Raw genomic sequence first — 26,570 nt, 5'->3', positions numbered from 1 at the left:
TTAAATAATTTAGCTAGCTTTGCTCAACCTTGAAATCAATGTTTTTTATGAATTTATTTTACGCATGTGTTGCTAATTAAGAGAGATAATTTACCCGATTTTAGGCCGTTTCACAAAACATTGATGTAATTTGGGCAATACCTATCATCAAGACAACCCAATTGAATCTAGCGTAACTAGCTAATTACATTTAAGTTTGCCCTTTAAATATTTAAGACTTTACAAGTAATTGTCGGCGCTGAGTCATTCAAATTATTTGAAGAAGTGATAGTGTTGAAAACATTGTCAGCCCAAGTTATTACATTAACTTGTGAGGCAGGAGGTTAGCGCTCATTGCAGTTATTGAAATTTTTATGGCTAGGTGAATAATCAATAAAGTGTACCTGACCCTACTTAATACATCGCAACTAATGCGTGTTAGTCACTTCGTTATCAACGGCATAATCCATTATGTTAAGTGGTGTATGTTTTTTAATATAGTTTTTAAGTGCTTCAGCGTCTGTTTTTTCGCTAGCGACATAAGCTGGAAAATCAGTCAGCGTTGGATATCCATCTCCCCCTGAGGCATTGTAACTATTAATGCTCATGCGATAGGTTTTATTTAACTGAATAGGCTTACCTTTGATCTTAACATTAAGTATTTGACCATTTTTCCAATTAAAGCTGATATTTTTATATTGTAAATAGGCGCCAGAATCTGGTGGGAATTTAGCGACAATTAAAAAGTAATCTAGTATCTGCTGGCCATTCCAGTCAATATAACTAATACGATTATTAAAGGGGTGCACTTTCAAAACATCTTTATAACTAATATTGCCTGCTTGGATACTATCGCGAATTCCTCCGCCACTAATAATTCCAAAATCAGCCTCTACAGCACTCATTTGTGCGCTAATAATTAAGCGGGCAAGATTGACTTGTTGCATACGTACCTTGCTTCGATTGCCTTCAAGTTTGCCATTTACGTAGCCAACATTACCTTTAATTTGTTTTTCACCTCGTTGTTGATAGGGTAATAACAACGCTTTTAAGGCTTGGTTGGGTTCAATATATTCATTAGCAAGTTGCTTCAAACGCACACCATTACTGTCTTGTTTATATAAGTTAACCGGTAACAAGGCATAGTTAAGTAAAGTGAGTTGGTCACCTTCTAATTTAAATTCGGCTTTACCTACATACTTTCCCCATTCATGTGCTTGCATGATCCAAGTGCCATTTTGAATATCTGGACGGCATTTTTTACCTGGCGAAAATGTTTCATCTACTTTGTTTTCCCCAGCCATACAAACAGGCTCTTGACTATGTCCTCCCACAACAATATCTAATGCTCCTTTAGGTAATGAACGGGCAAGCGTAATATCACCAGCGGCGTTTACACCATGGTTAGCGTCTGCATAATGTCCCATATGCGTTACCGCAATCGTTATATCAGGTTGATATTTTTGTTGTACTTCTGACAATAAAGAGGCGGCAATAGCTTCTGGCTTTTTAAATACTAAGCCACCCACATATTTTGGATTAGCAATTTTTGCGGTATCGGTTGTTGTGAAACCGATAACGGCTATAGTTAAGTTATTTTTCTTTATTATTGTATATGGCTGATAACGAGGCGTGTTGGTTAATTTGTCAAAAATGTTAGCGGATAAAAAAGGGAAGTTTGCCCAGGATTGTTGTGTATCAAGTACCTCAAGTGAGTTATCAAATTCGTGGTTGCCAATAGCCATGGCGTCATAACCTATTTCAGACATGCCTTTAAAGTCAGGCTCTGCGAATTGCAAATCAGACTCTGGTACCCCTGTATTTATATCTCCACCAGAAAGTAATAATAATGAATGGCCTTTTGCTTCTGCTTCGACACGTAATTGATCAATCAATGTTTTACGTGCAGCCATGCCATATTCACCATGTTTATTGTGCCAAAATCGACCATGATTATCGTTAGTATGAAGTACAGTTAAATAGCTTACTTGTGTTTCTGTTGTTTTCTGGGATTGGCTACATGCAGAAAGACAAACGAGTAGCAGTGAGGAAATTAAAATACGCATAGTTCAACTTATTTGGCTAGTGCATGTTAGGAAAAGTGTAGTTGGCTAAAGTGTTAAACAATAAGTGCTGTGTAAAAACAAACACTGAATTAACCCTCAAACCAGCGTAATCTTATTATGAATAGTATAAATTATCAAAATGAAATTAAACTTGATGCCTTCGATGGCAATAGCGGCAGAACACAGAGTATTGGTATTTAAAAAGGAAGGGGAATACCAAATAAACACTAAACACAGCTTCCCTAAAGTTATGATGATTTATTAAAAAATCATGGTTAATCTAAATGATATCAGATAGTAAAAACAATGTTATTTAGTGGCAGTAGTGAATAATAATAACCGGTAATTCGAATGTTGAGTGGGCATATACGAATTCATTGTTTAGTAGCTTTATAAAGGGTAATGAAGCAAATGAGTAGTTATTTAGGAGGTTATATTTATTAGGCTTGGCCTATATTTTTATTAGGTAAAGCATTTCATAACTGCATTCGATAAGTGTATTAAAAAAGCCCATTAATGCACGTGGCAATAATGGGCTTTAAATTTATCAAAATAGCTAATTGTAGTTTATTTGCCTGCTTTTAAATAATCAGAGTCAAAATCATCAACATCAATAGTCGCTTTACGAGCGACTTCGGTTCTTGTTAACAAGTCAGCTTCTTCTTGAGTAATAATGTTGGCAGCAAGGCCTTTTTCTGCTACTAAATCAAGATGATAAAATGGTAGACGTTGACCTAGTTCACGACAAATTTTGTCAAAAATAGGTTCACAAGCAATAATATCTTCTAGTGTTTGCTCTAACTCGCCTAAAACGTTTCCTGTTTCGCGTGTTAGGTATTGACCATGCCCCAAACGTGTACGTGTTTCATTTGGGTACTGCAATAAAGCGGCTACTTTATGATCCGTAACGTCAGATGGCTTTTTCAACCAGCTACCTAGCGGTAAAATGATCATACGTAACATTTTAGCCACAATACGGTTAGGGAAGTTACTAATAAGTTCATCAATTGCTTGTTGAATATTATATAAGCTATCTTCTAGCGCCCATTTTACTAGTGGTAAATCAGCACTTTGACGTCCTTCATCGTTATAACGCTTAAGTGTTGCAGAGGCTAAGTATAAGTAACTAAGAATATCACCTAATCTCGCTGAAATACGCTCACGACGTTTTAAATCACCACCCAAAGTTAACATGGCAATATCAGAAAGCATGGCTAAATTTGAGCTAAAGCGAGTCATTAATTGGTAGTAACGTTTTGTTTCATCATTGTATGGCGAGCTTAATGCATAGCTACCGCTGAATGAGAACCAAACACTACGGCAAATATTACTAATAGCAAAACCGATATGACCAAATAATGCATGGTCAAAATCATTAAGTGCTTGCTCGTTATCTTTATTATTAGCTGCAGACAACTCAGCTAAAACATAAGGATGACAACGAATGGCACCTTGCCCGTAGATAATCATGCTACGTGTTAAAATGTTTGCGCCTTCAACAGTAATGGCAACAGGAGCACCTTGATAAGAGCGAGCCAAGTAATTGCCTGGGCCCATACAAATACCTTTACCACCATGAATATCCATAGCATCGGCAACACAAGAACGCATTTTTTCAGTTAAATGATATTTTGCAATTGCCGAGATTACACTTGGCTTTTCGCCCATATCAATAGCGCCTGTCGACATTGTCGTTACAGCATCCATTAAGTAGGCATTGCCGCCAATACGGGCAAGTGCTTCTTCAACACCTTCCATTTTACCGATTGAAATTTTAAATTGACGACGAATACGGCTATATGCACCCGTTGCTAACGCTAGTGATTTAATACCACCAGTACTGTTTGACGGCAAGGTAATCGCACGGCCAACAGATAAACATTCAACCAGCATACGCCAACCTTGGCCTGCCATTTCAGGGCCACCAATGATGAAACTTAATGGAACGAAAACGCCATCACCTTGAGTTGGACCATTTTGAAATGGTACGTTAAGTGGGAAGTGACGTCGACCTGTAATAACACCTTCGAGATCTGTAGGTATTAACGCACAAGTTATGCCTAAGTCTTCTTCTTCACCTAATAAATGCTCCGGGTCTTGTAATTTAAATGCCAAACCTAGAACCGTAGCAACGGGTGCCAATGTGATATAACGTTTATTCCATGTTAGGCGCATACCTAACACTTCTTCACCATTAAACTCACCACGACAAACAACGCCGAAGTCAGGAATAGCACCAGCATCTGAGCCAGCTTCAGGGCTAGTTAAAGCAAAACATGGAATTTCATCACCTTTAACTAGACGAGGTAAATAATAATCTTGTTGTTCTTTAGTGCCGTAATGTTGTAATAATTCGCCAGGGCCAAGTGAGTTTGGTACACCGACCGTTGAAGCAAGCACAGTGCTAACACTAGAAAGCTTTTGTAGCACACGAGATTGTGCATAAGCACAAAATTCAAGACCGCCGTACTGCTTTTTGATGATCATGGCGAAGAATTTATTATCTTTTAAATATTGCCATACTTCAGGTGTTAAGTCGGCAAGCTCATGTGTGGTTTCCCAATCGTCTGTCATGCGACAAACTTCTTCTACTGGGCCATCTAAAAACGCTTGTTCTTCAGCGGTTAGTCGAGGCTTAGGGTAATTATGTAGTTTTTTCCAATCAGGAGTGCCGCGAAATAATTCAGCTTCAAACCAAGTTGTACCTGCATCAATAGCTTCTTGTTCAGTATCTGACATTTCGGGCATAATGCCGCGAAACATTGCAAGTAAGGGGCTAGATATATATTGCTTTCGAATATCGCTAATATTTAGCGGTATGGCAATAATAACGAAAAGTAACCAACCGAAGAAACCGATAACACCGAAAAAAGTGCCAACAATCATCAGTAAAGCGAATGACATAGTAAATGTTGATAGTGAGGCGCGTGAATAAGCCATGTACCCGCATAAAGCTATAGCAATGAGTATCCAAGTTAAGTAGTCCACATTTATTCCTTAGTGTAAAATTTAGGTTTAACGCTATCTTAAAAATACTATACGAAAGAAAGGTCAGACCAGATCAATTATTTAAGCTTAATTCGTCTGTTACATAATTTCAAATTATTTATAGTGACTTCACTGCTTTATCTCCAAATATTAGTAACATTGACTTAAAACACTATTATTTTATGACTAGCTCAATGTAAAATGCATGCTTAATATACATTATAGTTAATATTAAATAATACTGTTTAGAGTGATTATACTGAATAATATTGCTCCTGCTATGGTGTGCTTTTTAGGTTTTATTTTATGTGTGAATTATTGGCCATGAGTGCCAACGTACCAACAGATATTTGTTTTAGTTTTAGCGGTTTAATGCAACGAGGTGGCAATACTGGCCCGCATAAAGATGGTTGGGGCATTACCTTTTACGAAGGTAAAGGTTGTAGAAGCTTTAAAGACCCACTGCCTTCTGCGCATTCACCCATTGCTGAATTAGTGACTAACTACCCAATAAAAAGTGAAACGGTGATTTGTCATATTCGACAAGCCAATTCAGGCGATGTTTCGTTAGTAAATACTCATCCTTTTATTCGTCCTATGTGGGGGAAAAATTGGACTTATGCGCACAATGGTCAGTTGGCTGATTATAAAGCCCAATTAAGCACTAAATATCATTTACCCATTGGTGAGACTGACAGTGAACAAGCATTTTGTTGGATATTAGATCAACTACTGAAAAAATTTGATGGAGAAGAGCCTAATACCGAAGTAATGTTTCACTATATTATTAGCCTGTGCCAGCAAATACATAAATTAGGCGTATTCAATTTATTATTGACTGATGGTGACTTTTTATTGGTTTACTGCAGTAATAATTTACATTGGTTAACGCGTAGGGCACCTTTTGGTAATGCAAGTTTAATAGATGCAGAAATGGTGGTGAATTTTGATCATGAAACTACAGACAATGACATTGTTACTGTAATTGCTACACAACCTTTAACCGGCGATGAAACCTGGCAAAAAATGTATGCTGGTGAAGGGCTGTTGTTTTGCAAAGGGGAATTAATGTTTCAAACTAAACAGAATGAGAAATAGGCTAAATATAAATAAGGGAAGTTAGGGCAAGAAAGTAAAGGGTAGAAAATTTAAGGTAAGCGAGATAAAAAGTCGCTTACCTTTATAATTTATTCAAACTACTTGGTATTTTGCTCATTGCTGTTAGCAACAGATTTTAATTGTGCTTCAAATTGCTCCACATCACCTTTAGTTTGATTCAGTTTTACCAACAAATAATTTAACTCAGGTGCAAACCAAGCATAAGTAACCCGTTTTTTCTCAATGACTTCACGCTTTAACCTAATGGTTTTCACTAAACCATAAGGCAACATAAGTTCTTCTTCACCGTCATATTGGTAAACATAGTTTTTGATTGTGCCTGATGTTTTAATAACAGGGTAAACAAAATGCTCTTGGTTGGCATTTTCAATCAAATTTAATCGATGTTGTAAATGGTAACTAAGTGGGTCTTGAATATTTTCAGGGTATTCAACATTTTTCTTGCGGTTTTTAATTTCATTAATAGCAAGGTTGTTTTCAACGTCGAAACGCCATTTATAATGTTTATCTGAGCCAGTGCCTTCACGAACATATTCAAAACTTTGCGGAATAACTTTATTTCCTTCAAGTTTAATCATTGACGTTTCATCACGGGCATCAGAAAAAATTAACCACTCAATATTGGTATGATAACTGTACTTTGCCAGACCATTATCGAGATAACTCAATTTACGTGTTGCTTCACCGACCGACTTATCGTTGTTCAAAATAACATATTTTGCACTAAACGCCGGTATCACTTTGCTTGCTGCTTTATCTTCTGCCAAGACATTACATGTAATACAAGATAAAAATAAAGGTATATAAGCTAATGATTTCAAAATGGTAAACTCTCTAGGTTAAATGCTACTCTTCACTAGCATAACCTGAAACAGGTAAGATTACACCATCAAATAATGCCTGATCTTGAGCCATAGTAACGCGCTTAGTACAGCACCAGTTTACCACCATAGGATAAATTCGATGCTCCTGTTGATGAACTCTTTGTGCTAGTTCGTCTGCGGTATCTTCTGGAAATACAGGTACTTTAGCTTGTAAAATTACCGGGCCACCATCGAGCTCTTCAGTAACAAAGTGTACGCTTACACCGTGTTCTTTATCACCGGCGTCAATAGCACGTTGATGTGTATGTAAACCTTGGTATTTAGGAAGTAGAGAAGGGTGTATGTTGATTAATCGACCTTGAAATTTTTGCACAAATTTAGGCGTTAAAATACGCATAAAGCCAGCAAGAACAACGAGGTCAGGTTGGTGATGGTTAATTTCACTTATCAGCGCAGTATCGTAGTCTTCTCGACTATCAAAGTCTTTATGTGAAAGCACAGCGGTTGCAATGTTGGCATCTTGTGCTCGAGTTAACCCATAAACGTCAGCTTTGTTAGAAACTACAGCGACTATTTCGCCGCCGTAGTTTTCTTGCTTACTGGCATCAATAATCGCCTGTAAGTTAGTGCCGCCGCCAGAAATTAGTACTACAATTCGGCTTCGCATTAATGATTAACCTTTGTTAATAATAACTTGTTCTTGGTTAGCTTGTAAGTCAGCAATTGCACCTATATGCCAAGCATTTTCGCCTTGAGCACTAAGAATTTCGATGCTTTTTTCTACTTCGTCAGCAGGCACAACAATGATCATACCAACACCACAGTTAAATGTGCGGTACATTTCATGTTCGCTGATGTTGCCGTTTTCTTGTAACCAGTTAAAGATTGAAGGCCACTGCCAGCTGTTACCATCAATAATTGCTTGTGCACTTTCTGGTAAAACACGTGGAATGTTCTCCCAAAATCCGCCACCCGTAATATGTGATAATGCGTGTACATCAACATGTTTAAGTAATTCTAAAACAGATTTAACATAAATTTTTGTTGGCGCTAATAAATGCTCTGCTAATGGTTTACCGTCAAGCAAGTCATTAGTATTGGTGTTATTTACTTCTAATACTTTACGTACTAAAGAATAACCGTTTGAATGAGCACCAGAAGAACCCAGTGCTATAAGTTGATCGCCAGCAGCAACTTTAGTGCCGTCTAATAAACGAGATTTTTCAGCTACACCAACACAAAAGCCAGCAATATCGTAATCGCCTTTGTGATACATGCCTGGCATTTCAGCAGTTTCACCACCAACAAGCGCACAGCCTGCTTGTACACAACCTTCAGCAATACCTTCAACAACAGCTGAAGCAACAGCTACGTCAAGTTTAGCTGTGGCATAATAATCGAGGAAAAATAGCGGTTCAGCGCCTTGTACAATTAGGTCATTTACGCACATGGCAACTAAGTCGATACCTACAGTGTCATGTTTTTCTAGATCGATAGCTAAACGCAATTTAGTACCTACGCCATCAGTACCAGCAACAAGTACAGGTTCTTTATAGCCAGTAGGAAGTTGACAGACAGAACCAAAACCACCTAGCCCTCCCATAACTTCTGGACGAGTAGTGCGTTTTACTGCACCTTTAATATTTTCAACTAGGGCATTACCTGCATCTATATCTACGCCAGCATCTTTATAACTTAAAGACTGTTTTTCTTCGCTCACGGGAAACCTCAATTATGTTGTTAGTTTACTTGTACGATAAAGGCGCACATTCTATCAGCGCAAAGACCCGCTGAAAATCTTTAAAATAAATTATTTTTTATATGTGATAAAAATCAGTAACATTATGGTAAGATCTTCATTATGAAACACATGCTTAAGCCATATATGTTCAGAAATTGTCTACTTTTCTTTTGCTTTGTATTACCGCTTAATATTAGCGCTATCGAAGTTGAAAATTTGTACAGCGCAAAAGTTGCTGTAACGTCACAGTCGAACAACGATCGTAACCAAGCACTTAAAAGTGCCTTGAGTGCTATATTAGTGAAAGTTGGTGGGAAAAAAATTGACCATCCGCTAATTAATCAAGCGCAAAAAAATTACAATAAATATGTCACTCAATATCAATATATCCGTGACAACAATAATAATGTATTACTTAATGTCTCGTTTGATGAAGATAAAATTAATCAGCTATTTAAAGATAGTAACCTTGCTATTTGGGGGCGACTAAGGCCACAGGTTATGCTTTGGTTGGTTGAAGAAAATGGCTTTGAACGAAAAATAGTTTCTTCAACATCAAGTTCTTTACTACCGGCAGTTATCGATAATTTTTCTCAGTTACGTGGTTTGCCTGTTGTAATGCCTATTATGGATTTAACCGATGTTACTGCTTTAACACTCACCGATGTTTGGGGGCGATTTTCACAACCTGTAGCACAAGCTTCAGCTCGATATTCAGCTGAGGCCGTGGTCGTGATCAGGCTATCTAATTCGAGCTTAGTGCCAACTCCAGAAGATCCACAAGATTGTCCGCTTTGTCAAAATCACAGTTTGATTGTTGATTGGAGCTTAATGACAGATGCACAAAGTGAGCATGCACAAGTATTTAGTCAACCTTACTCTGGAGATAATGCTGAAGAATTATTAACAACGGCATTATCAGACATTACCGATATTATTTATCAACAATATGCGCTTTCTACAACCAACAGTAATGAGTTTGAAATAGATGTGGCAAATATCGCAACTTTAGCAGACTTAATTGCTGTGTCAGACTTCTTAGCTGATTTATCGGCTGTGCAGTCAGTGCAATTGATCAGTGCAAAGGCAACCAATAGACGTTTTAAGCTCGCCTTAATTGGCTCAAAACAAGCTTTACTCGCCTCATTAAAGTTGAGTGAACAGCTAAACCGGTATATTGATCCTCTGGCAGCGCCTGAAAACAATGAGCAAATACCAATGTTTTATTGGGGTAAAAAGTGAAGAGAGTATCGCAATTAACGCTATCGGTACAATTACCTGATGATGAAACTTTCGCGAGCTTTAAAAGCCAAAGCAATCAAATGGTTGTGCAACAACTAACCCATTTTCTTGATCAAATAACCAAAAGCAACAAGCAAGTACACAGTATGTATTTATTTGGCTTATCTGGCGTTGGAAAAAGCCACTTACTACATGCCAGTTGCGCCTATGCCGACACATTAGGTATTACCTCCTTATGTTTGTCTTTTTCTGAGCTCACACAACTATCGGTTGATGTACTCGATGGTTTAGAGAATATAGATTTAGTTTGCTTAGATGATATTCAATTGATTGCTGGCAATAAAAAATGGCAACAAGGCGTATTCGATTTATATAACCGTATGGTTGAACAAAATAAATGTTTAATTATTACTGGTGATCAAAGTGTAACGAACTTAAATATTAGCTTGCCTGATTTAGTCTCTAGACTGAGTTGGGGCTTAACGGAACAAGTAAAACCATTATCTGATGAAGAAAAATCTGTTTCCTTGCAATATAGAGCGCAGCAAAGAGGTTTGTATATCAGTGATGAAGTTGCGAGCTTTTTAATTAATCGTTTATCACGAGACATGACCAGCTTAATTGCCGCGTTAGAACAACTTGATCAAGCCTCTATAAGAGAACAACGCCGTATTACTATTCCTTTTATTAAAGATGTTTTGTTTTAATGCTTATTAATTAATCAATGACACTCAAGATAAATACAATTTAGGATGAGTGCCTTTGCTAATCTCTCTTTTATTTAAAACTTTGTTGAAGAGCGCTTAAAATACGTTCTTTGCTAGCACGTAACCTATAATCTTCTGATTGATCAATCCATTTAATAATGCCGTGCTCATCAATCAATATAGTAGTAGGAATAGACATCGACTTAAATTTAAATTGATAAGGTTTTGGAAAAGGTAAACCAAAAACAGTCATGATACCTTCAGAGTCTGCACCTAATGACTTTTGGTGTTCTACTCCGTATTTTTTTACCACTTCTAATTCAGGATCAGCAAGTAAGGTCAGGCTCAGGTTATCTCTTTTGATATGAGCACTTGCTTGTTTTGCATTGTCACCCGATAAGGCAAACACTTGCACATCAAACTTTTTAAACTCATTGTCCATTTCTTCAAACATGGTTAATTCACGACTACAATATGGGCACCAAGAACCACGATAAAATTTAAGCAGCGTTCTTTTACCTTTAAATTGTTCACTTGAAAATATTGTGTCTGCTGCAGTTTTTGTTTCAAAGGGTATTAGTTTGTCTCCAATACTTACTTTAATATCACCTAATGGTGTGTTTTTATTCAAAAAAACGAAGATAAAAAAACTACCTATAAACACAGTGAAAACGGCAGGAATAGCAATGGGTAATACCGATAAAAAGGCATTTGGAATAGCAAGGTAAAGGCTATATAAACCTGTAAGAACGCCTACAGACAGACAAAAGAATAATCCTATAGGAAGTTTAGGTACTTTGTTTTTTATTAATTTAGAAAAATAAAGTGCAATTCCCGTTAGCATTATTATTAAACCAACTAAGGAAATTGTTAGTGCAAATGTATTCATTAATATTATCTCAAGGTTATAGTTTAATTGTACCGACTAGTACATTTTGAAATTATTGTACTAACGGGTACAATACTTGTCAAGGCAATATAAAGTGAGGTTGTAATGGGTAAAAAAAAACAATTTGATGAAAATGAAGTGCTCGCGGTTATAGCTGAATATTTTTGGCTTCACGGCTATAATGCAACAAAGGTTGACCAATTATCTGCAATAACTAATTTAACAAAAACAAGTTTATATAATGCCTTTGGCAATAAAGCCGAACTGTTTAAAAAGTCAATCGACTATTTTGTATCTCAGCAGTTGAAAGCTCAATTTCAACTTATTGATATGAAAAAGTCTCTGTCAGAAAACATTGAAGTACTATTAAATGAGCGCTTTTCTAGGGACAAAAATAATAAAATATCTCATGGGTGCATGCTAATAAATAGTTTATTGGAGCTCGCTGGTAACGAGCCCGTATTACTTGAGGTTGTAAATAAACATTTAAGTCATGCGAGAAGTATTATGCTTAAGTTTTTTACTGCATACAAAAAAGATCAACGATTAAATCAATCTGTTGATGTAGAAAAACTTACAGATTTTTTTATGACCAATCTACAAGGCTTGCGTGTTCAGTCTAGAATGCATGAGTCAACTTTGGTCCTATGCAACTCTATTGAAGTTTTCATCACTTATATTAAAGCACTAGAAAACAATAATTAGGTTTGTATCTAATAGCGTATAAATGCTGCTTAAAATTATTTAGTACTGTTAGTTAAATATTTATACAACTAATAAACACGTTACTATTATTGTCGAATAGGTATTGCTTTCTCATAAAACATTTGACCATTTAAATTAATTTTATTCTGTTTGATATTTTTAGCGCTTATATCATTAATTACGCCTGTATTAAGCTGATTAATAATAGGGCTAATGGCTAAATTTTCGTTCCACGTTTTACCTGGCTCCATGGCAATTGGCGCTGATAAATTATTAATAATGCTAGCGGCAGAGGTAAATTCAGGCAATATTCTGCGTGTTACATAATCAACTCTTGGTTTAATGTTTTCATCGCCAATACGACCCCGTTGTCCCCAATTTACGCGGTGCTCTTCACTTTCACTTTGAGGTTGATTTGTAACCGCTATATCGCGGTCAACATTATATCGGGCTTTCATCATAAAACCGTCAAATAGCATGGCGTAGTCTTCGCGTTTACTGGTGTAATTGTAAAATTGTGGCGCATGTTCAGGACTGAAAAAATGGCTTACATCACTTGGGCTATAACTTTTTTCAAGGCTTGTTGCTGTTTCGCCTTGGTAGCGAACTTTTGCCAGGCCATACATTTCAGCGCCGTTTAGCGGATATGATTGGCTTAATAAATCTGAGGGTATACCTGTAGACTGTATGATTTTATCGGCAGCGTCGAGTATACGATCATTGCGGTTTAAGTTTTGCCAAGTGCTTTGGGAAAAGAAGTCATTTGCATGGGCGAGTTCGTGATACATCAAAGAGGCCAAATTATAAAGCCCGTCGTTCGCACTGCGTGTTACTCGGCTATTTCCTGGATAATAATAGCTAGCGTAATCATTATTTTTAACATATCGCCAGGGCATGGCAAAGTTTAAACTGTCGCCAAATGAGGCACGATAGTCGGGCGCTTCGTTGATGGTGTCTCTTTCATCGGGGGTTAACCAAAAGTTATTTGGATCTAAATGAATAGCACCAGTAACTACCCAATAATAGGAAGGGCGAACGTCATAGGAAATAACAATGGCGGTGGTGGCGCGTAATAAATTTTTAAAGTCGTCTTGTGGATCAAAGTTTTGTAAAAACTCTTTAAAGCGTTGCCCCATCCAGTCATGTGAAACCACAACACGGTTCATTATATCTTCAACAGTGGGGTTGGTTGTATCTTGCGCTATTAAGGGTAAGTCGTTTAGGCGACAGCTAGTGCGAAAATCTATGGCATTACTGTAAACACAATCTACCAGTACATCAGCATAGGGTGAGTTAGCATTAAACGGGTGAACCTTAGCTAACCTTGTGTCGTAGGCGATATTCTCATTACTACTAATACTTGCAGCGTTTTCTACTAATATAGCCACTGTATCTTGTTGCTGTGATGTACCGTTTGTAGCGCTAACGCTAAAGGTAACTAAACTATCAGCACTTACCGCAGGTGCCGTAAAGAAAACAGCATATTGGCCATCAGTGGCTTCATTAAAAGTAACATTTGGGCCAGAAAGTTGCTGCCAAGTAATGCTATTTTGTAATAGATCATCTTCTAGGCTGACCCGTAAAGAAACCTTGTTACCTTCTAATACTGCATGCCCGAGCCTGGCCGCTATTTGGCTATTTTCGTTTGATACGGTAAAAGAATGAGACAGGGTTTCGCTTTGACCATTTCGATTAAAACTTACTTGAAAACTGTAATCACCAGCAAAAGAAGGAGTAAAAGCAATGCCTTTTGAATTGTTAGCAAGAAATACAACTGCATTGCCTGCGGTTTGTTGCCAACTTATATTATTTAATGAGTCGTCAGGGTAGTAAAGAAATAGTTCAACCGGTTGATTAGTTTTGCTGTTTTCGTTAAAAGCGATTATACCGGTTTGTGTTACCACAGGTGTAAAGGTATCAATAGGTTCATTACTTTTATTTTTAGCGCCACTGCCACCTCCACAACCTTGTATTATTAAAACAGCAGCAGCTAATATCGTACGATACTTTTTGTGGGAGAAAATATTAGGTTGTAAATGCATAGTATTCATTTTAGCCCTTGTTTGCTGTATGGTTAATATATAGTACTGTTGTAGCTGAGTTTACTTTAGTCATCAGATAATAAATATACTGCACTATTTTTATACAAATTTGTTCTGTTAGTAAAGAGTAATGTGTTTAAGCTGAACTCTGGATAAGCAGCACTTGCTCAATGCCCCTTTTAAGTCATTATCTGCGTTAAAACGTTTATAAATAACTCGATATAGCATTTACTTTACCAACTAAGCTTTTGATTCACTTTTGTATCAAGCTCTCATTATCCAGAGATCAGGCTATTTAAGAAAGAAGATGGGTTAATTCACGGTAAGCTAAGATAAAAAAACACTAATGAAAGGTAACTTTAGTGTTTTTTTAATGGCAAGTGATTCGTGCTTAGTTTTGGTTAAAAAACCAAACCACTTGTTTAGAGAGAAATTATCGAAGAATAGCGTTGTTTATTCTTTCTTTTTACGAATACTTAAGCCAAGCTCTTGTCCGCGATATTTAGCATAGTAACTACCAGCAATGAACATAGTGGTAGCTAAAATTAGTTCACCTACAGCCCATAATTTCTCATCAGCTGAAACCCACAACGTTGTTAAGCTATGCAAAAAATAAATCATCACAATAAAGTTTGACCATGCATAAGTATATGGGTTGCCCTGAACTAAGCCTTTCATGGGAAACAATAAAGGTAGTGTAAAAAATGCCAGTGTTAATGGTACTGATAACGCTGTGTCATCACTAACAATGATCAACCAAAATGGCATATAAAATAATAATGAAAAGTAGCCAAATAAGGTTATTTGTTTAAGTCTTGTGGTTGAAAAGCGTGGTGTAGTTGCCATTTTAATTTTTAGCCTGCATTAATGTCAGCACGTTTTCTGGTGGGCGACCAATAATGGCACGTGTTTGATCACTAACAATAGGGCGCTCAATTAACTTAGGAGTTGCAGCCATTGCAGCAATTAACGTAGCGTTATCAGCTTGAGATAAATTTTGCTCTTTAAACTCGGCTTCTTTTGTTCGCATCATTTCAAGCGGCGAAACGTTAAGCAAGGTTAACAGAGTTTCAATTTCAGTAACATTTAAAGGGTTTTTTAAATATTCAACAACAGTGACTTCATGGTTCTGTTCTTCGATAAGTGCTAGTGTTTGTCGGCTTTTTGAGCAACGAGGGTTGTGATAAATCGTTAACATGTATTTCTCTTAGATTATTTTAAGTTCATCAAATTAAGCTTATTTTAACTGATTTTTTACAAGCGTTTAAGCTTTTCTTGTTGTTCTTGCAGTTGCAATATTCGACCTTTCATGCGTTTTTGTAATAATGGGTTATCTTCAACAAAGTTATATGCTGTTTGCAATTCGTCAACCGCTTTAGGGTAAGCGCCTAATAGTGCGAAAACTTCAGCCTTAGTTGCATGCATTAAGGCTTTTTTATCTTGTTTTCTATACACTTCGGTGAGTAAATCGTTAGCAATAAAATTTTTCGGACTTAACACTAAAAAAGTTTGCAGTAATGATTCGGCTTGCGCATATTTTCCGGCTTCATTTAACACGTTCGCGTAATTTAATGTCACGACTTGGTTGTTTGGCATTAATAAGTTTAACTCGTCAAGCATTGCAATCGCTTTATCAAAATCTTTAACCCCAATATAGGCGTCGGTTAGGGCATCGGCATAAAATAAATTTCTATTGTCATTTTTTAATAAAGCCTCTAGCTGCTTAACGGCAATTTCATAGTCTTTATTTTCATAATAAGATAATGCTAGGCCATAACGCGCTGCTGCTTCAATAGCATAACGTTGTTTATCTATGCTTTGTTGAAAATTAATAATGTTACTTTCAGCATCGCCTTCATATCTTGCCTTTATTCGGGCTTTAGTGAGCTCGAATGCTAAACTTGGCGCTAATGGGCGAGGTGAAAAGTTTTGTGCTCTAATTCTGGCGTCTGCAATACGTGACTCAGGTAGTGGGTGAGTTAACAACATGGCAGGGGGCTTTGATGTGTAGCGATACTTTTCTGCCATTATGTTGAAAAAATCAGGTGCACCTTGCGGGTTAAAGCCACTATTAACGAGTAGCATAATGCCAACTCTGTCGGCTTCTTGCTCGTTGCCTCGCGTGTAATTTATGCTGGCTTGTTGTGAGGCTGCCATTGTTGTACTAAGCGCTGCCATGCCTACGGTTGGGTTTATTAGCGTAAGTAAAACACTAGACACCATAGCCGCCATAGTTAATGGTTGAGATTTGTTTTGAGACTCAAGTCTTCTGGCTAAGTGGCGCTGCGTTACATGAGATATTTCGTGTGCAACAACTGAGGCTAGCTCACTTTCTGTATTTGCGGTTGTGATCAAGCCACTATGAATAGCAATATGTCCGCCAAAAAAAGCAAAGGCATTAAGCTCTTGGTTACGAATAACAAAAAACTCAAAACTGTAGTTAACATCTTTAGCGTTTCGCACCATGCGATTGCCTAAATCGTTGATATATTCTGTTAGTACGGGATCATGCAATATCGGTTGAGTGGCACGAATTTGACGCATCATTTCACCGCCTATTTGGCGTTCTTTTTCAATAGAGAGAACACTGACACCTGCTGATCCTATTTCAGGTAATTTATTTCTATTGGTTTCAGCACTCGCTGCCAAAGCACTCGTTGTTATTGAAGTAAAGGCAAGTGCAATAATAAGCGGTTTTAATTTAAACAAATTTAGTTTTCCATTTTATAAAATGTATTATCGTTGGTCATAATTTAGCTTTGTAACTCTGAGTGCTTACGATAAATTTCTTTGCAAAACTCAGCAATTGAATAACCTTTGATATCAATAATGTCAAAAGACTGGCTAAGCACGCTAATAAGTTCATCAACACGTTGGTTTGCATAACGAATAAGGGCATAATCGGCGATATCACCTTTTTGAAAGGTGTAGACAATAAAAGGTACTAATGAGTTCAATTTAAACAATATTTGCATTGTTTGCGGTGTCCAAACAATAAATGGACAATGCGGGTTATTAAACTGAGCTTCTTTTACCGGTTCATTATTATTCATTGGGTAACAATGTAACTCATAATCTTGTTCATTAATATTATGATAAAGTGAAATTTTTGGCTTACCTGTCGTTACTTTACCTATAATATTACTCGATTGCTTAGCAAGTTTTAGGTTCCAATTGCTTTGGTCGAGTAATTGTTTAAAAGGGTTATTGAAACCATGAGTTAACATTCCGTCCATTTCTCTTATAGCATTGCTTGCTAGTTGATAAATCGAGGGAATATCGCCCCAGTTTAATTTATTTTTATAAGCGTTAATCTCTTTAAGACTTGGGTTTTCAGAAAGTTTGCTCATATATTTTCTATAACCTCTTTAAATTATTAAAAATACATCAAAAGAATTACCAAATGTCATTGTAATCAATTGTCGCAAATTAGATAATCAAACTAAAGCACCACGCATAGTTTATTTATGACTTACGAATACGATGCCACACAAGATAAATGTCCGGTTCCACTGGTAAATTTACGCTTAATACTAAGAAAGTTAACACCCACTGATAGTTGTCTGATACGTATTTGCGATAACGGGTCTAAAAAAGATATTCCTAAGTTGTTATTAAAGCAAGGGTTTTACTTTGAAGAGCGTATAATTGATCAACATATTATTGAATTAATGATTAGAATGGAAAAATAAATATTATGGTTTCACTGTTTAGCGATTGGTACAAAAGAAATTTTTCGGATCCGAGTGCGGTAACCTTAATGGTTATCCTAATTTGTACTTTTTTGTTTGTGTATTTTTTTAGTAGTTTGTTAATGCCTGTTTTTGTCGCCGTTGCCATTGCCTTTTTATTAGATTTGCCGGTAAACAAACTAGCAAAGTTTGGTTTGTCTCGTAGTCTTTCTGTCGTTATTGTGGTGTCAGTATTTGTCGGACTAACGTTAGTGGGAATATTAGGTTTAATGCCAGTGATATGGCAGCAAAGTTCTAATTTACTTCAAGAAGTACCTCAAATGGTTGGCAAAGGGCATACCTATTTATTGGCCTTGCCTGAGCAGTACCCTGAATTGGTTAGTGCCGAACAAATCGGCAACGTTATTACCTTAGTTAATGATAAGTTAATTGAATGGGGGCAGTTAGCATTGCAAGCATCGCTTGGCTCAATTTCAAATGTGGTCGCATTATTGATTTATCTTATTTTAGTGCCGTTAATGGTGTTTTTCTTTTTGAAAGATAAAAGTGTACTTTTTGATAGTTTGCGTAAATTTTTACCCAAAGACCGCCGAATGGCAAAGCAAGTGGGTAGTGAGATGAATCAACAAATCATGAATTACATGCGTGGTAAATTAATCGAAATTATTATCATTGGCACAGCATCAACCATAGCTTTTATAACCTTAGGGCTTAACTATCCTGTTTTACTTGGGGTTTTAGTTGGGTTTTCAGTGCTTGTTCCTTATGTTGGTGCAACCATAGTAACCTTACCTGTTTTATTGGTGGCTTTATTTCAATTTGGTACCAGTGCTGAGTTTGGTTATGTGATGATAGCCTATGCAATTATTCAAGCGCTTGATGGTAATTTGTTAGTGCCATTACTTTTTTCTGAAGCGGTTAATTTACACCCTGTTACTATTATTATTGCGGTAATATTGTTTGGTGGCTTGTGGGGTTTTTGGGGCGTATTTTTTGCTATTCCTTTAGCAACCCTTGTTAAGGCAGTGCTTAATGCTTGGTCGACAACGACACAAGCTGAAGGCATTACCGAGAGTTAATAGATAACCTGAACTCTGGATAAGCAGCACTTGCTCAATGCTCCCTTTTAAGCCATTTTCTGCGTTAAAACGTCGATAAATAGCGCGCTATTCATCAACGTTTTGCCTTGGAAATGGCATAAAATGAAGCATTGATGATGTCTATTATTGATGTTCACCTGGCTATAGCATTTACTTTATTAACTAAGCTTTTGGTTCACTTGAGTTTCAAGCACTCATTATCCAGAGTTCAGGTTAGATAACTTGTCTGCGCTATAAAAACTAAAGCCTTACTTTAGGCTTTAGTTTACATTTTCACTCCCCTTGTACTGACTCACGGCTATTAAACCTGCTAATACTCATTGAAATAAAGAATCGATTATTTTCAGGCGGTTTAAATCGTCAATTACTTATTATATTTGCTATAACTTAAACTTGGCGTTGTTTCTGCCTTTACTAACCTGGATAAATTTAAAATAGCTTAGGTTAATTAGCACTAAGTTATTGAATAAAATGTTTATAAAATTCACTTTTTTTATTCTATAATCGAATAGTTGTAATAAGGCAAAATATTGCCATATCGATATAAAACGTCATCTTTTAATATAAAAATCAATAGAGTATAAGTGTTTTGAAAAACGTAAATAGCAAATCTAAGTTACAAGCTGGTGAAGTAGCGCTTGTTGGATCTGGTCCTGGTGATGCTGAATTACTTACCATTCGAGCCTTACGTTTTATTGAACAAGCAGAAATTGCTATTTATGACCGCCTAGTTAGTGATGAAATAATGGCGCTTTTACCGGCTGATTGTGAACGCCTATATGTTGGCAAAGAACAAGCTAAACACTGCGTACCACAAGATAGAATTAATGAACTTTTATTACAATATGCTCAGCAAGGCAAAAGAGTACTTCGTTTGAAAGGTGGCGACCCTTTTATATTTGGTCGCGGTGGTGAAGAAGCTCAATACTTATTAAAAAATGGTGTTAGCTGCCACCTGTGTCCTGGTATAACGGCGGCTTCGGGTTGTACCACATACGCTGGCATACCTTTAACCCATCGCGGTGTTGCTCAAGGCTGTACTTTTATTACCGGTCATATGCAAAATGACGGACAGTTGAACTTACCTTGGCAAAGCTTAAGTGATAGTAGCCAAACCATAGTGTTCTATATGGGCATTAATACTCTGCCAAGTATTACAGAGCAGTTAATAAAGCATGGCCGCAATGCTAATACACCTGCTGCGCTTATAAGAAAAGGCACGCAACCCGAGCAACAAATTTTTCGCGGAAAAATATCGAACCTTGCAGCATTAGTAGCAGAGCATAAAATTACCCCACCGACATTAATTGTTATTGGTGACGTAGTTAACCAGTTAACTGATGTTGCACTAGCAAAGCCTGGATTTTTAGACGCTGATAATTATCAACAAAATTTACAACTTTCCTCAGATAATAGCTAATTATTTCACGCCATTATTTGGTAAGAAAAAAAGGCTTAACAATTTAATTGTTAAGCCTTTTTTGTCGGTACTTGTGTAGATATTTTTGCGAGTGTTTTCAAGCAATAACCAGTGATGATTTAAAGCTTGTTTAATACCTCTAAAACAACTTCATGATGATCTTTGGTTTTAAATTTATTAAAAATATGTTCTAAATTTCCATTCTCATCAATAAGAAATGATGTTCTCACTACACCCATATTTTCTCTACCCATAAACTTCTTTAACTGCCATACGTTATAAGCTTCACATACAGCATGATCTTCATCAGATAATAAGGTGAAGTTCAGTGTTTGTTTATTAATAAAGTTTGTAAGTTTTTTTGGCGTATCAGGGCTTATGCCTAATACAACTACATTTAAATCATCAAGTGCTGATTTAGAGTCTCTTAATGCACAAGCTTGTACCGTACAACCCGGTGTTGAAGCTCTTGGGTAAAAGTACACCAGTACTTTTTTACCTTTGAATGAGTCTAACTCAACAGAATTACTGTCTTGATCGAGTAATGTAAATTTCGGGGCAGGTTGGCCTATTTCTAACATTTGTTATTATCCTTTATCATTTAGCTAATACACGAGGAGTGTAACGGTTATTTGGTTGTTTAATCTATTTGGTTAGATTGGACTTTCTTTATACAGCCTTGAACGTCGAATTGCTCACACAATTGGAGAAAATCACTTTCAAGATTTTCAATACTGGTTTCTTCCATCAGTGCGATTAAAATGGATGCACTCATATGATTGTTTTTTTGATTAATTTCAGACTTTAATGATGATATGTCGATATTACGCGTAGCAAAAAATGCGGTAACAGCTTTTAAAACGCCAGGCTGGTCGATACCGGCATAATCCACTTGATAGTGATGAACAAAATCTTGCTCCCGGTAACCTGAAGTTCGTTTCATCATAGTGATAAGTTCAAGTTTATGCGCTACAGCGGGGAGTTTACTTTCTAATTGATGAATAGCTCTATTATTACCAGTAAGCAACATAATTAAGGTAAATTCTAAACCGAAAATTGCCATTCTACTGTCTATAATATTACAGCCACATTCGCTGGCTAGTTTAGTTAAATCACTAACACTACCTTTACGATCTGGTCCCATGGCCGTTAAAACTAAATACTCGCTCATCAATAAACCTAACTGTGATATTTAAAAAAAGCTATTGTAACGTATGTTACATAGCTAAAGCCAACGTGAATAATGTTTGTTCAATTTAGATCAGTATTTGGATTAAGCTTTTAAATATCAAGGTAAGCTGATAAATATAACAGCACAGTTCTACTCTACCTAAACGCGCGGAGCATGTTGCCCCTATGGAATTAAAAATTAATGTCATTGATGCATTCACTGATATAGCATTTAAAGGTAATTCAGCAGCGGTTATTATCGTCGAAGATTGGCTCAATGATGCCTTAATGCAAGCAATTGCTTTGGAAAATAACTTATCAGAAACGGCATTTGTAAAACAAATAGCCCCAAATAGTTATGAAATACGTTGGTTCTCACCGATAACAGAAATCGATTTTTGTGGTCATGCAACCTTAGCGGCTTCATTTGTTATTTTTAAGCTACACCAAGATGTAAAGAAGATTAACTTTTACGCTAAAGCTGTCGGCAATTTATCGGTTACAGAACAAAGTAATGGTTATATTGAAATGATATTTCCAAATAAAATGCCTGAAATTGTTAACGATATACCCGAAGCTCTAATCAATGGCTTATCAATTAAACCCTTAGAAGTTTTGCTAAATGATCAGGCTTATTTTGCGGTTTACCAAGATGAATCAGCTGTTCGTTCAGTACAACAAAATATTGAATGGATTAAACAGCTTGCGCCTTTTGATGTAGTCGTTACCGCCCAATCGACTGAATATGACTTTGTTTCTCGTTATTTTTGGCCAGCTAATGGCGGGCACGAAGACCCTGTTACAGGATCTATCCATAGTGGTTTAGCGCCTTTTTGGGCAATAAAACTCAATAAACTTGATTTAGTCGCTTTTCAAGCATCTGCACGCGGAGGAAAGTTATTGTGCAGTGTAAAAGGCGATAAAGTTCATATTTCAGGTAAAGCAGTGCAATATCTTGAAGGAATCATTACCGTTTAGTGTGATTTCAAAAAATATAAAATAAGGCATTAAAGAAGACTAGGTTGTTACTTTTATTGAGTATATTTAATGCAAGCAAATTAACTCAGAGCTTAATCAATATTACTTACCTAAACCTTAAACGATTTATATAGCGGATAATACAAAATGAATAAGCCTATTGGCGTTTCAAATACGCTTTATGGTATTTAAATAGAAGAAGATAGAAGTTGTAGCGCAAAACTAAAAGGTTAAATAAAGCTTACGATTAAAACTTCGTTACTTTTTATGATAAATATACCCTCAATATCTTGTGTTTGTATTTTCAGGCAAGTACCATGGTGCGCTGCTGATTTTAGCTATAAACTCATTAACTTGGTAGCGATGAAATAAATGAGATGATTTAGGGAACTTAGCCCTGTTTCAGTCATCAAATAGCGTTATAGATGTATTGCTTGAACTTTACGACCTTATGTTTTTACAGCGTGTCGTAATAAATAAAAATGTTAATCATAAATATAACAAGCAAAATTAAATTTAGAAAGATTCAGATTTGTATCCTCGGGAGTGTTAATGAATCGCAAGATATTTTATTTTTCATTATTAAGTGTTGCAGTTGCTAGCTGTAGTACAGTAAATAATAAGCAAGCAGTAGGCGATTTTGAATACGCGAAACATAAAGAAGTACCTGCGTTAAAAATACCTTCAGGCTTAGCCAAGCCTAAAAAAGTTGATACATACTTTGTTACTGATGAAATAAACCATGAAGGGCCAGTTGGTGCTAGTGTTGATGTACGAGCACCTTCGCTTGTATTGCCGGTTGCCGCATCTACAAGAACAGAAAATACTACCTCAGCGTCTAAAGTTTGGTTCGACCAAGTGCTTGACGATGAAGATTTACGTGCTTTTATCATAAAAGCCATAAAAGGACAGTTGGCATCAGACAACGTTGAACTAACCCAAATCGACGAAGAGGGTTTTGAGTTCAAATCAGACTGGTATCATAAAGAAGTAGAAGAAGGTAGCTGGTTATTTAAAGAAATAACCATTGCTGAAAGCATTAAATATCGTTTCTTACTAGAAAGTAAGTCGCACGGACGAAGTGTTGCTTTAGTGGTTGAGTTACTTGACTACATGAAAACCGATAAATCAGGCGGCAGTAAGAAAATAGATATAATTGACCAACAACGTGCTGAAATGAACATGTTGAATGAAATTATCGCCCAAGTTGATTTCCAATATCGTTTAAAACAACAAGAAAACCGTTTGTTACGCGCTAATCATAAGTTTGTTAGCTTAGGTGAAAATGTTTCTGGCGAGCCAGCGTTTATTGTTGAAATTGACGAAGACTTGTTGTGGTCTAATTTACCGCTGTTCTTTGAAGAGCATGGTTTTACAATTAAAGATCTTAACGAATCAACCAAAATTTACTTTGTTGATTATGTTAAACCTGAAACCAGTTTTTGGGATAGTATTTGGGGCGATAGCGTGCCTGTTGTAGATTTACCGAATGGTAAATACCAATTTCAACTAGAAAAAATGGCAGATAAATCTGTTGTTACCCTATTTGATAGTGAAGGCAATGCATTACCTGAAGCAACGTTAGAAAAAATATTTGACGTTATGGAATCAGGACTGTCATTTAAAGATACATTTTAATGCGTTGAATGAATTATCCTCAGCGATAAATTGTGATAAAAAACTCCGTTAATCGGAGTTTTTTGTTTTCTGGGCTAAATCACTTTCTTTGGTTACTGTTGGCATTTTGTGAGCTGATTTTTGTGTTCTAGGCAGGGTTTCTTTTAAGTCATTTAAACTTTTTTTACGCAAAGGTGTTTTTGCACTTTTTTGAAAGGTACTTAAATTACCAATTAATATAACTAAGGCAATAATGACAATGGTGGGTGCAACCCAAGCTTCAGTTAATATGCTGGTCATAGTGCTCATAGTGCTCATAGTGTAATACTCCAAATACAGGTATAAATCTAATTTCATTATTGTCGTAATGAAACTGTTTATGGCTAAATCTTATGTTTACCTAAACTGTTAGTTTATTTTAGTTAAGAATGCTGTTTTGCTGTTTGCTACTTTTAAGCTTCAGCGGTGTTAATGATGTAACGTTGATATAGTTCTGGTAATAAATGTAAAAGTTCGTTTTTTCCCTGAATATCAGTACTTAACAATGTCTCAGCTAAGAGTTTCTCGCTATAAAATTTTTTGTATTCTTTCGATAGTGGCAGGTACGAAAGGTGCCAGGGCTCCTGTGCAACACCACCACGAAATTTATCATAAGGTAAAAAGAAGCCAAACGATTTTGCATGTTCTTGAAGCCACACACTTAAAGGATAAAAATAGCCGGAGCTTTGATATTCCCATGGCTCTAGTGCTAACGCTTGATCTTGAGGTAATAAATTTTTTGCATATACATCAATGTCGCAGCCCCAATGGTGACGACTCGCACCAGGCAATGCGGAGAATAACATAATGGCGTGTATTTTTTCACGCTCACTGAGTTTTTCAATCGCTAATGTTTGATTAGCTTTATCTTTAATAGCAGTAATACCCGAGAACTTATTGTTCCAAATGGCCAACTGTCTATCAAAGCTACGAAAACCGCTTGCTATACAAAGCTCGAAACCGGCAGCTTTAGCAGCTAATGTTAACTGCTCGAATGCTGATAGCATTTCATGGTGAATCCCCACATTTTGCGTTAACCAATGAATATGACGCTCAGTTTTACCGGTTAATATTAACTCAAGTTCGCTCATGTTAGGTCTGTTAGGCATGGTCGGTTAATGCATTAACTAATGTTTGGTAATAAACATCAGTTAATAAAATTAAATCTTGAACTGCAACGCATTCGTTAACTTTATGAATAGTTGCATTACAAGGGCCAAGCTCAATAACCTGTGCACCTGTTGGCGCAATAAATCTGCCGTCTGATGTGCCGCCGCTGGTTGAGAGTTCAGGAGTAATCTTACAGCAAGTTTTAATCGCTTGAACAACAGAGTCAACCAGTGTGCTCGGCTCAGTTATAAAAGGTTGGCCGTTAAATACCCACTTTATGTCATAGTCGAGTTGATGCTGATTTAAAAGTGCCTCAACTTTTTCTACTATCATTTCTGCTGTTAACTCTGTGCTATATCTTAAGTTAAACAAGGCAGTTAAATGACCCGGAACGACGTTAGTTGCCCCGGTGCCTGATTGGATATTAGATAATTGAAAACTTGTCGGTGGAAAATATTCATTACCCTTATCCCAATGAAATTTACTTAATTCATCTAATGCAGCCATAGCTTTATGAATAGGGTTAATAACATGTTCAGGGTAGGCAACATGGCCTTGTTTACCGCGAATAGTTAATTCACCTGATATAGAACCTCGACGACCATTTTTAACAACATCGCCTAGTTTACTGGTACTTGAAGGCTCACCAACAATACAGTAATCAATTTTTTCATTTCGTGCTTCAAGTGTATCAATAACGCGCGTTGTGCCGTTGATAAAAGGGCCTTCTTCGTCACTGGTGATCAAAAATGCAATTGAGCCTTTATGATCAGGGTGATCGCTAACAAACCTTTCTGTAGCGACAACCATAGCCGCTAAACTGCCTTTCATATCTGCAGCACCTCGACCATAAAGCATGCCGTCAGTAATTACAGGCTCGAAAGGAGGAGTAAGCCAGCTGTCAAGGTTTCCAGCGGGCACAACGTCAGTATGACCGGCAAAACAAAATACCGGGCCAGTGTTACCTCGTCGAGACCATAAGTTGGTGGTATCTTCAAATACCATGCTTTCATTATTAAAATCTAATTTGGCTAAACGGTCAGACATAAGTTGCTGACAGCCAAAATCTTCTGGGGTTACAGAAGGACGTTCAATTAATGCTTGGGCTAATGAGATGGTGATATTTGGATGTTTTGTCATGA

The 26,570-nt window shown here is 36.7% G+C and carries 25 protein-coding genes; 9 read left to right on the top strand and 16 right to left on the bottom strand.

Features of this window, described 5'->3' with window-relative positions; translation table 11 throughout:
- Positions 1 to 407: 407 nt before the first annotated feature.
- The gene (ushA, locus tag B6A32_RS13415) at positions 408 to 2,045 is read right to left on the bottom strand and encodes a bifunctional UDP-sugar hydrolase/5'-nucleotidase UshA (RefSeq protein ID WP_085304926.1); all 1,638 of its coding nucleotides are present in this window, start codon (positions 2,043 to 2,045) and stop codon (positions 408 to 410) included.
- 567 nt (positions 2,046 to 2,612) lie between these two features.
- The gene (fadE, locus tag B6A32_RS13410) at positions 2,613 to 5,033 is read right to left on the bottom strand and encodes an acyl-CoA dehydrogenase FadE (protein ID WP_085304924.1); all 2,421 of its coding nucleotides are present in this window, start codon (positions 5,031 to 5,033) and stop codon (positions 2,613 to 2,615) included.
- Between the two features lie 306 nt (positions 5,034 to 5,339).
- Between fadE and B6A32_RS13405 the strand changes: the two genes are divergently transcribed.
- Positions 5,340 to 6,131, top strand: coding sequence for a class II glutamine amidotransferase (locus tag B6A32_RS13405; protein ID WP_085304922.1), 792 nt, complete (start codon positions 5,340 to 5,342; stop codon positions 6,129 to 6,131).
- A gap of 98 nt (positions 6,132 to 6,229) precedes the next feature.
- Here B6A32_RS13405 and B6A32_RS13400 read toward each other — a convergent pair whose 3' ends face one another.
- From B6A32_RS13400 to purM, 3 genes are read right to left on the bottom strand one after another with little or no spacing between them, the layout of a single operon-like run.
- Complete coding sequence (locus B6A32_RS13400) at positions 6,230 to 6,973, bottom strand: DUF3108 domain-containing protein (protein ID WP_233131423.1); 744 nt, start codon at positions 6,971 to 6,973, stop codon at positions 6,230 to 6,232.
- A gap of 25 nt (positions 6,974 to 6,998) precedes the next feature.
- Positions 6,999 to 7,643 (bottom strand): phosphoribosylglycinamide formyltransferase, encoded by a 645-nt coding sequence (gene purN / locus B6A32_RS13395; protein ID WP_085304918.1) that lies wholly within the window; start codon positions 7,641 to 7,643, stop codon positions 6,999 to 7,001.
- A gap of 6 nt (positions 7,644 to 7,649) precedes the next feature.
- Positions 7,650 to 8,696, bottom strand: a complete 1,047-nt coding sequence (purM, locus tag B6A32_RS13390) for a phosphoribosylformylglycinamidine cyclo-ligase (RefSeq protein WP_085304916.1) — start codon at positions 8,694 to 8,696, stop codon at positions 7,650 to 7,652.
- Positions 8,697 to 8,837: 141 nt separating this feature from the next.
- Here purM and B6A32_RS13385 point away from each other — a divergent pair, with 141 nt between their 5' ends.
- On the top strand, positions 8,838 to 9,959 hold the full coding sequence (locus tag B6A32_RS13385) for a DUF2066 domain-containing protein (protein WP_085304914.1): 1,122 nt from the start codon (positions 8,838 to 8,840) through the stop codon (positions 9,957 to 9,959).
- Positions 9,956 to 10,666 carry a DnaA regulatory inactivator Hda gene (gene hda, locus B6A32_RS13380; RefSeq protein WP_085304912.1) on the top strand — a complete coding sequence of 237 codons (711 nt, stop codon included), beginning with the start codon at positions 9,956 to 9,958 and terminating at the stop codon, positions 10,664 to 10,666. Before B6A32_RS13385 ends, hda begins: the two co-directional genes overlap by 4 nt.
- A 70-nt stretch (positions 10,667 to 10,736) precedes the next feature.
- Here the strand turns inward: hda and B6A32_RS13375 are convergent, their stop codons facing one another.
- A complete protein-coding gene (locus B6A32_RS13375; protein WP_101685962.1) occupies positions 10,737 to 11,555 on the bottom strand; it encodes a peroxiredoxin family protein in 819 nt (272 codons plus the stop codon).
- A gap of 105 nt (positions 11,556 to 11,660) precedes the next feature.
- On the opposite strand from B6A32_RS13375, the gene B6A32_RS13370 reads away from it, so the two are divergent.
- Positions 11,661 to 12,260, top strand: a complete 600-nt coding sequence (locus B6A32_RS13370; protein WP_085304908.1) for a TetR/AcrR family transcriptional regulator — start codon at positions 11,661 to 11,663, stop codon at positions 12,258 to 12,260.
- Between the two features lie 86 nt (positions 12,261 to 12,346).
- On the opposite strand, the gene B6A32_RS13365 is transcribed toward B6A32_RS13370, so the two are convergent.
- The 5 genes from B6A32_RS13365 to B6A32_RS13345 form a co-directional block, all read right to left on the bottom strand.
- A complete protein-coding gene (locus tag B6A32_RS13365; RefSeq protein ID WP_085304906.1) occupies positions 12,347 to 14,311 on the bottom strand; it encodes a hypothetical protein in 1,965 nt (654 codons plus the stop codon).
- A 444-nt stretch (positions 14,312 to 14,755) separates the two neighbouring features.
- Positions 14,756 to 15,148, bottom strand: a complete 393-nt coding sequence (locus tag B6A32_RS13360) for a DUF2069 domain-containing protein (RefSeq protein WP_085304904.1) — start codon at positions 15,146 to 15,148, stop codon at positions 14,756 to 14,758.
- 1 nt (position 15,149) lies between these two features.
- Entirely contained in the window at positions 15,150 to 15,500 is a 351-nt protein-coding gene (gene arsC / locus B6A32_RS13355; RefSeq protein ID WP_085304902.1) for an arsenate reductase (glutaredoxin), read from the bottom strand.
- Between the two features lie 56 nt (positions 15,501 to 15,556).
- Positions 15,557 to 17,011, bottom strand: a complete 1,455-nt coding sequence (gene bepA / locus B6A32_RS13350; RefSeq protein WP_233131422.1) for a beta-barrel assembly-enhancing protease — start codon at positions 17,009 to 17,011, stop codon at positions 15,557 to 15,559.
- A 44-nt stretch (positions 17,012 to 17,055) separates the two neighbouring features.
- Positions 17,056 to 17,652, bottom strand: coding sequence for a hypothetical protein (locus B6A32_RS13345; RefSeq protein WP_085304900.1), 597 nt, complete (start codon positions 17,650 to 17,652; stop codon positions 17,056 to 17,058).
- Positions 17,653 to 17,769: 117 nt separating this feature from the next.
- On the opposite strand from B6A32_RS13345, the gene B6A32_RS13340 reads away from it, so the two are divergent.
- From B6A32_RS13340 to cobA, 3 genes are all read left to right on the top strand, one after another.
- Entirely contained in the window at positions 17,770 to 17,994 is a 225-nt protein-coding gene (locus B6A32_RS13340; protein WP_085304898.1) for a sulfurtransferase TusA family protein, read from the top strand.
- Between the two features lie 5 nt (positions 17,995 to 17,999).
- Complete coding sequence (locus tag B6A32_RS13335; RefSeq protein ID WP_085304896.1) at positions 18,000 to 19,073, top strand: AI-2E family transporter; 1,074 nt, start codon at positions 18,000 to 18,002, stop codon at positions 19,071 to 19,073.
- A gap of 610 nt (positions 19,074 to 19,683) precedes the next feature.
- A complete protein-coding gene (gene cobA, locus B6A32_RS13330) occupies positions 19,684 to 20,514 on the top strand; it encodes a uroporphyrinogen-III C-methyltransferase (protein WP_085304893.1) in 831 nt (276 codons plus the stop codon).
- Between the two features lie 119 nt (positions 20,515 to 20,633).
- Here cobA and bcp read toward each other — a convergent pair whose 3' ends face one another.
- Together bcp and B6A32_RS13320 are read right to left on the bottom strand one after the other, a co-directional pair.
- Positions 20,634 to 21,095 (bottom strand): thioredoxin-dependent thiol peroxidase, encoded by a 462-nt coding sequence (bcp, locus tag B6A32_RS13325; RefSeq protein WP_085304891.1) that lies wholly within the window; start codon positions 21,093 to 21,095, stop codon positions 20,634 to 20,636.
- 59 nt (positions 21,096 to 21,154) lie between these two features.
- On the bottom strand, positions 21,155 to 21,685 hold the full coding sequence (locus B6A32_RS13320; protein ID WP_085304888.1) for a glycine cleavage system protein R: 531 nt from the start codon (positions 21,683 to 21,685) through the stop codon (positions 21,155 to 21,157).
- Between the two features lie 185 nt (positions 21,686 to 21,870).
- On the opposite strand from B6A32_RS13320, the gene B6A32_RS13315 reads away from it, so the two are divergent.
- Positions 21,871 to 22,662 (top strand): PhzF family phenazine biosynthesis protein, encoded by a 792-nt coding sequence (locus tag B6A32_RS13315; RefSeq protein ID WP_085304886.1) that lies wholly within the window; start codon positions 21,871 to 21,873, stop codon positions 22,660 to 22,662.
- 552 nt (positions 22,663 to 23,214) lie between these two features.
- Positions 23,215 to 24,300 (top strand): outer membrane protein assembly factor BamC, encoded by a 1,086-nt coding sequence (gene bamC / locus B6A32_RS13310; RefSeq protein WP_085304884.1) that lies wholly within the window; start codon positions 23,215 to 23,217, stop codon positions 24,298 to 24,300.
- 48 nt (positions 24,301 to 24,348) lie between these two features.
- Here the strand turns inward: bamC and B6A32_RS13305 are convergent, their stop codons facing one another.
- The 3 genes from B6A32_RS13305 to dapE all read right to left on the bottom strand — a co-directional run bounded on the left by B6A32_RS13305 (position 24,349) and on the right by dapE (position 26,568).
- Positions 24,349 to 24,597 carry a hypothetical protein gene (locus B6A32_RS13305; RefSeq protein ID WP_233131421.1) on the bottom strand — a complete coding sequence of 83 codons (249 nt, stop codon included), beginning with the start codon at positions 24,595 to 24,597 and terminating at the stop codon, positions 24,349 to 24,351.
- Positions 24,598 to 24,731: 134 nt separating this feature from the next.
- Positions 24,732 to 25,409: a M15 family metallopeptidase gene (locus tag B6A32_RS13300; RefSeq protein WP_085304882.1), complete on the bottom strand. Its 678-nt coding sequence runs from the start codon at positions 25,407 to 25,409 to the stop codon at positions 24,732 to 24,734.
- Positions 25,410 to 25,419: 10 nt separating this feature from the next.
- Positions 25,420 to 26,568 (bottom strand): succinyl-diaminopimelate desuccinylase, encoded by a 1,149-nt coding sequence (gene dapE, locus B6A32_RS13295; protein WP_085304870.1) that lies wholly within the window; start codon positions 26,566 to 26,568, stop codon positions 25,420 to 25,422.
- Between the last annotated feature and the right edge of the window lie 2 nt (positions 26,569 to 26,570).

The organism is Colwellia polaris (assembly GCF_002104515.1).
Taxonomy (GTDB): Bacteria; Pseudomonadota; Gammaproteobacteria; order Enterobacterales; family Alteromonadaceae; genus Cognaticolwellia; species Cognaticolwellia polaris.
Note: the sequence above shows the minus strand (reverse complement) of the source record. Positions and strands in the feature narration are given on the sequence as shown.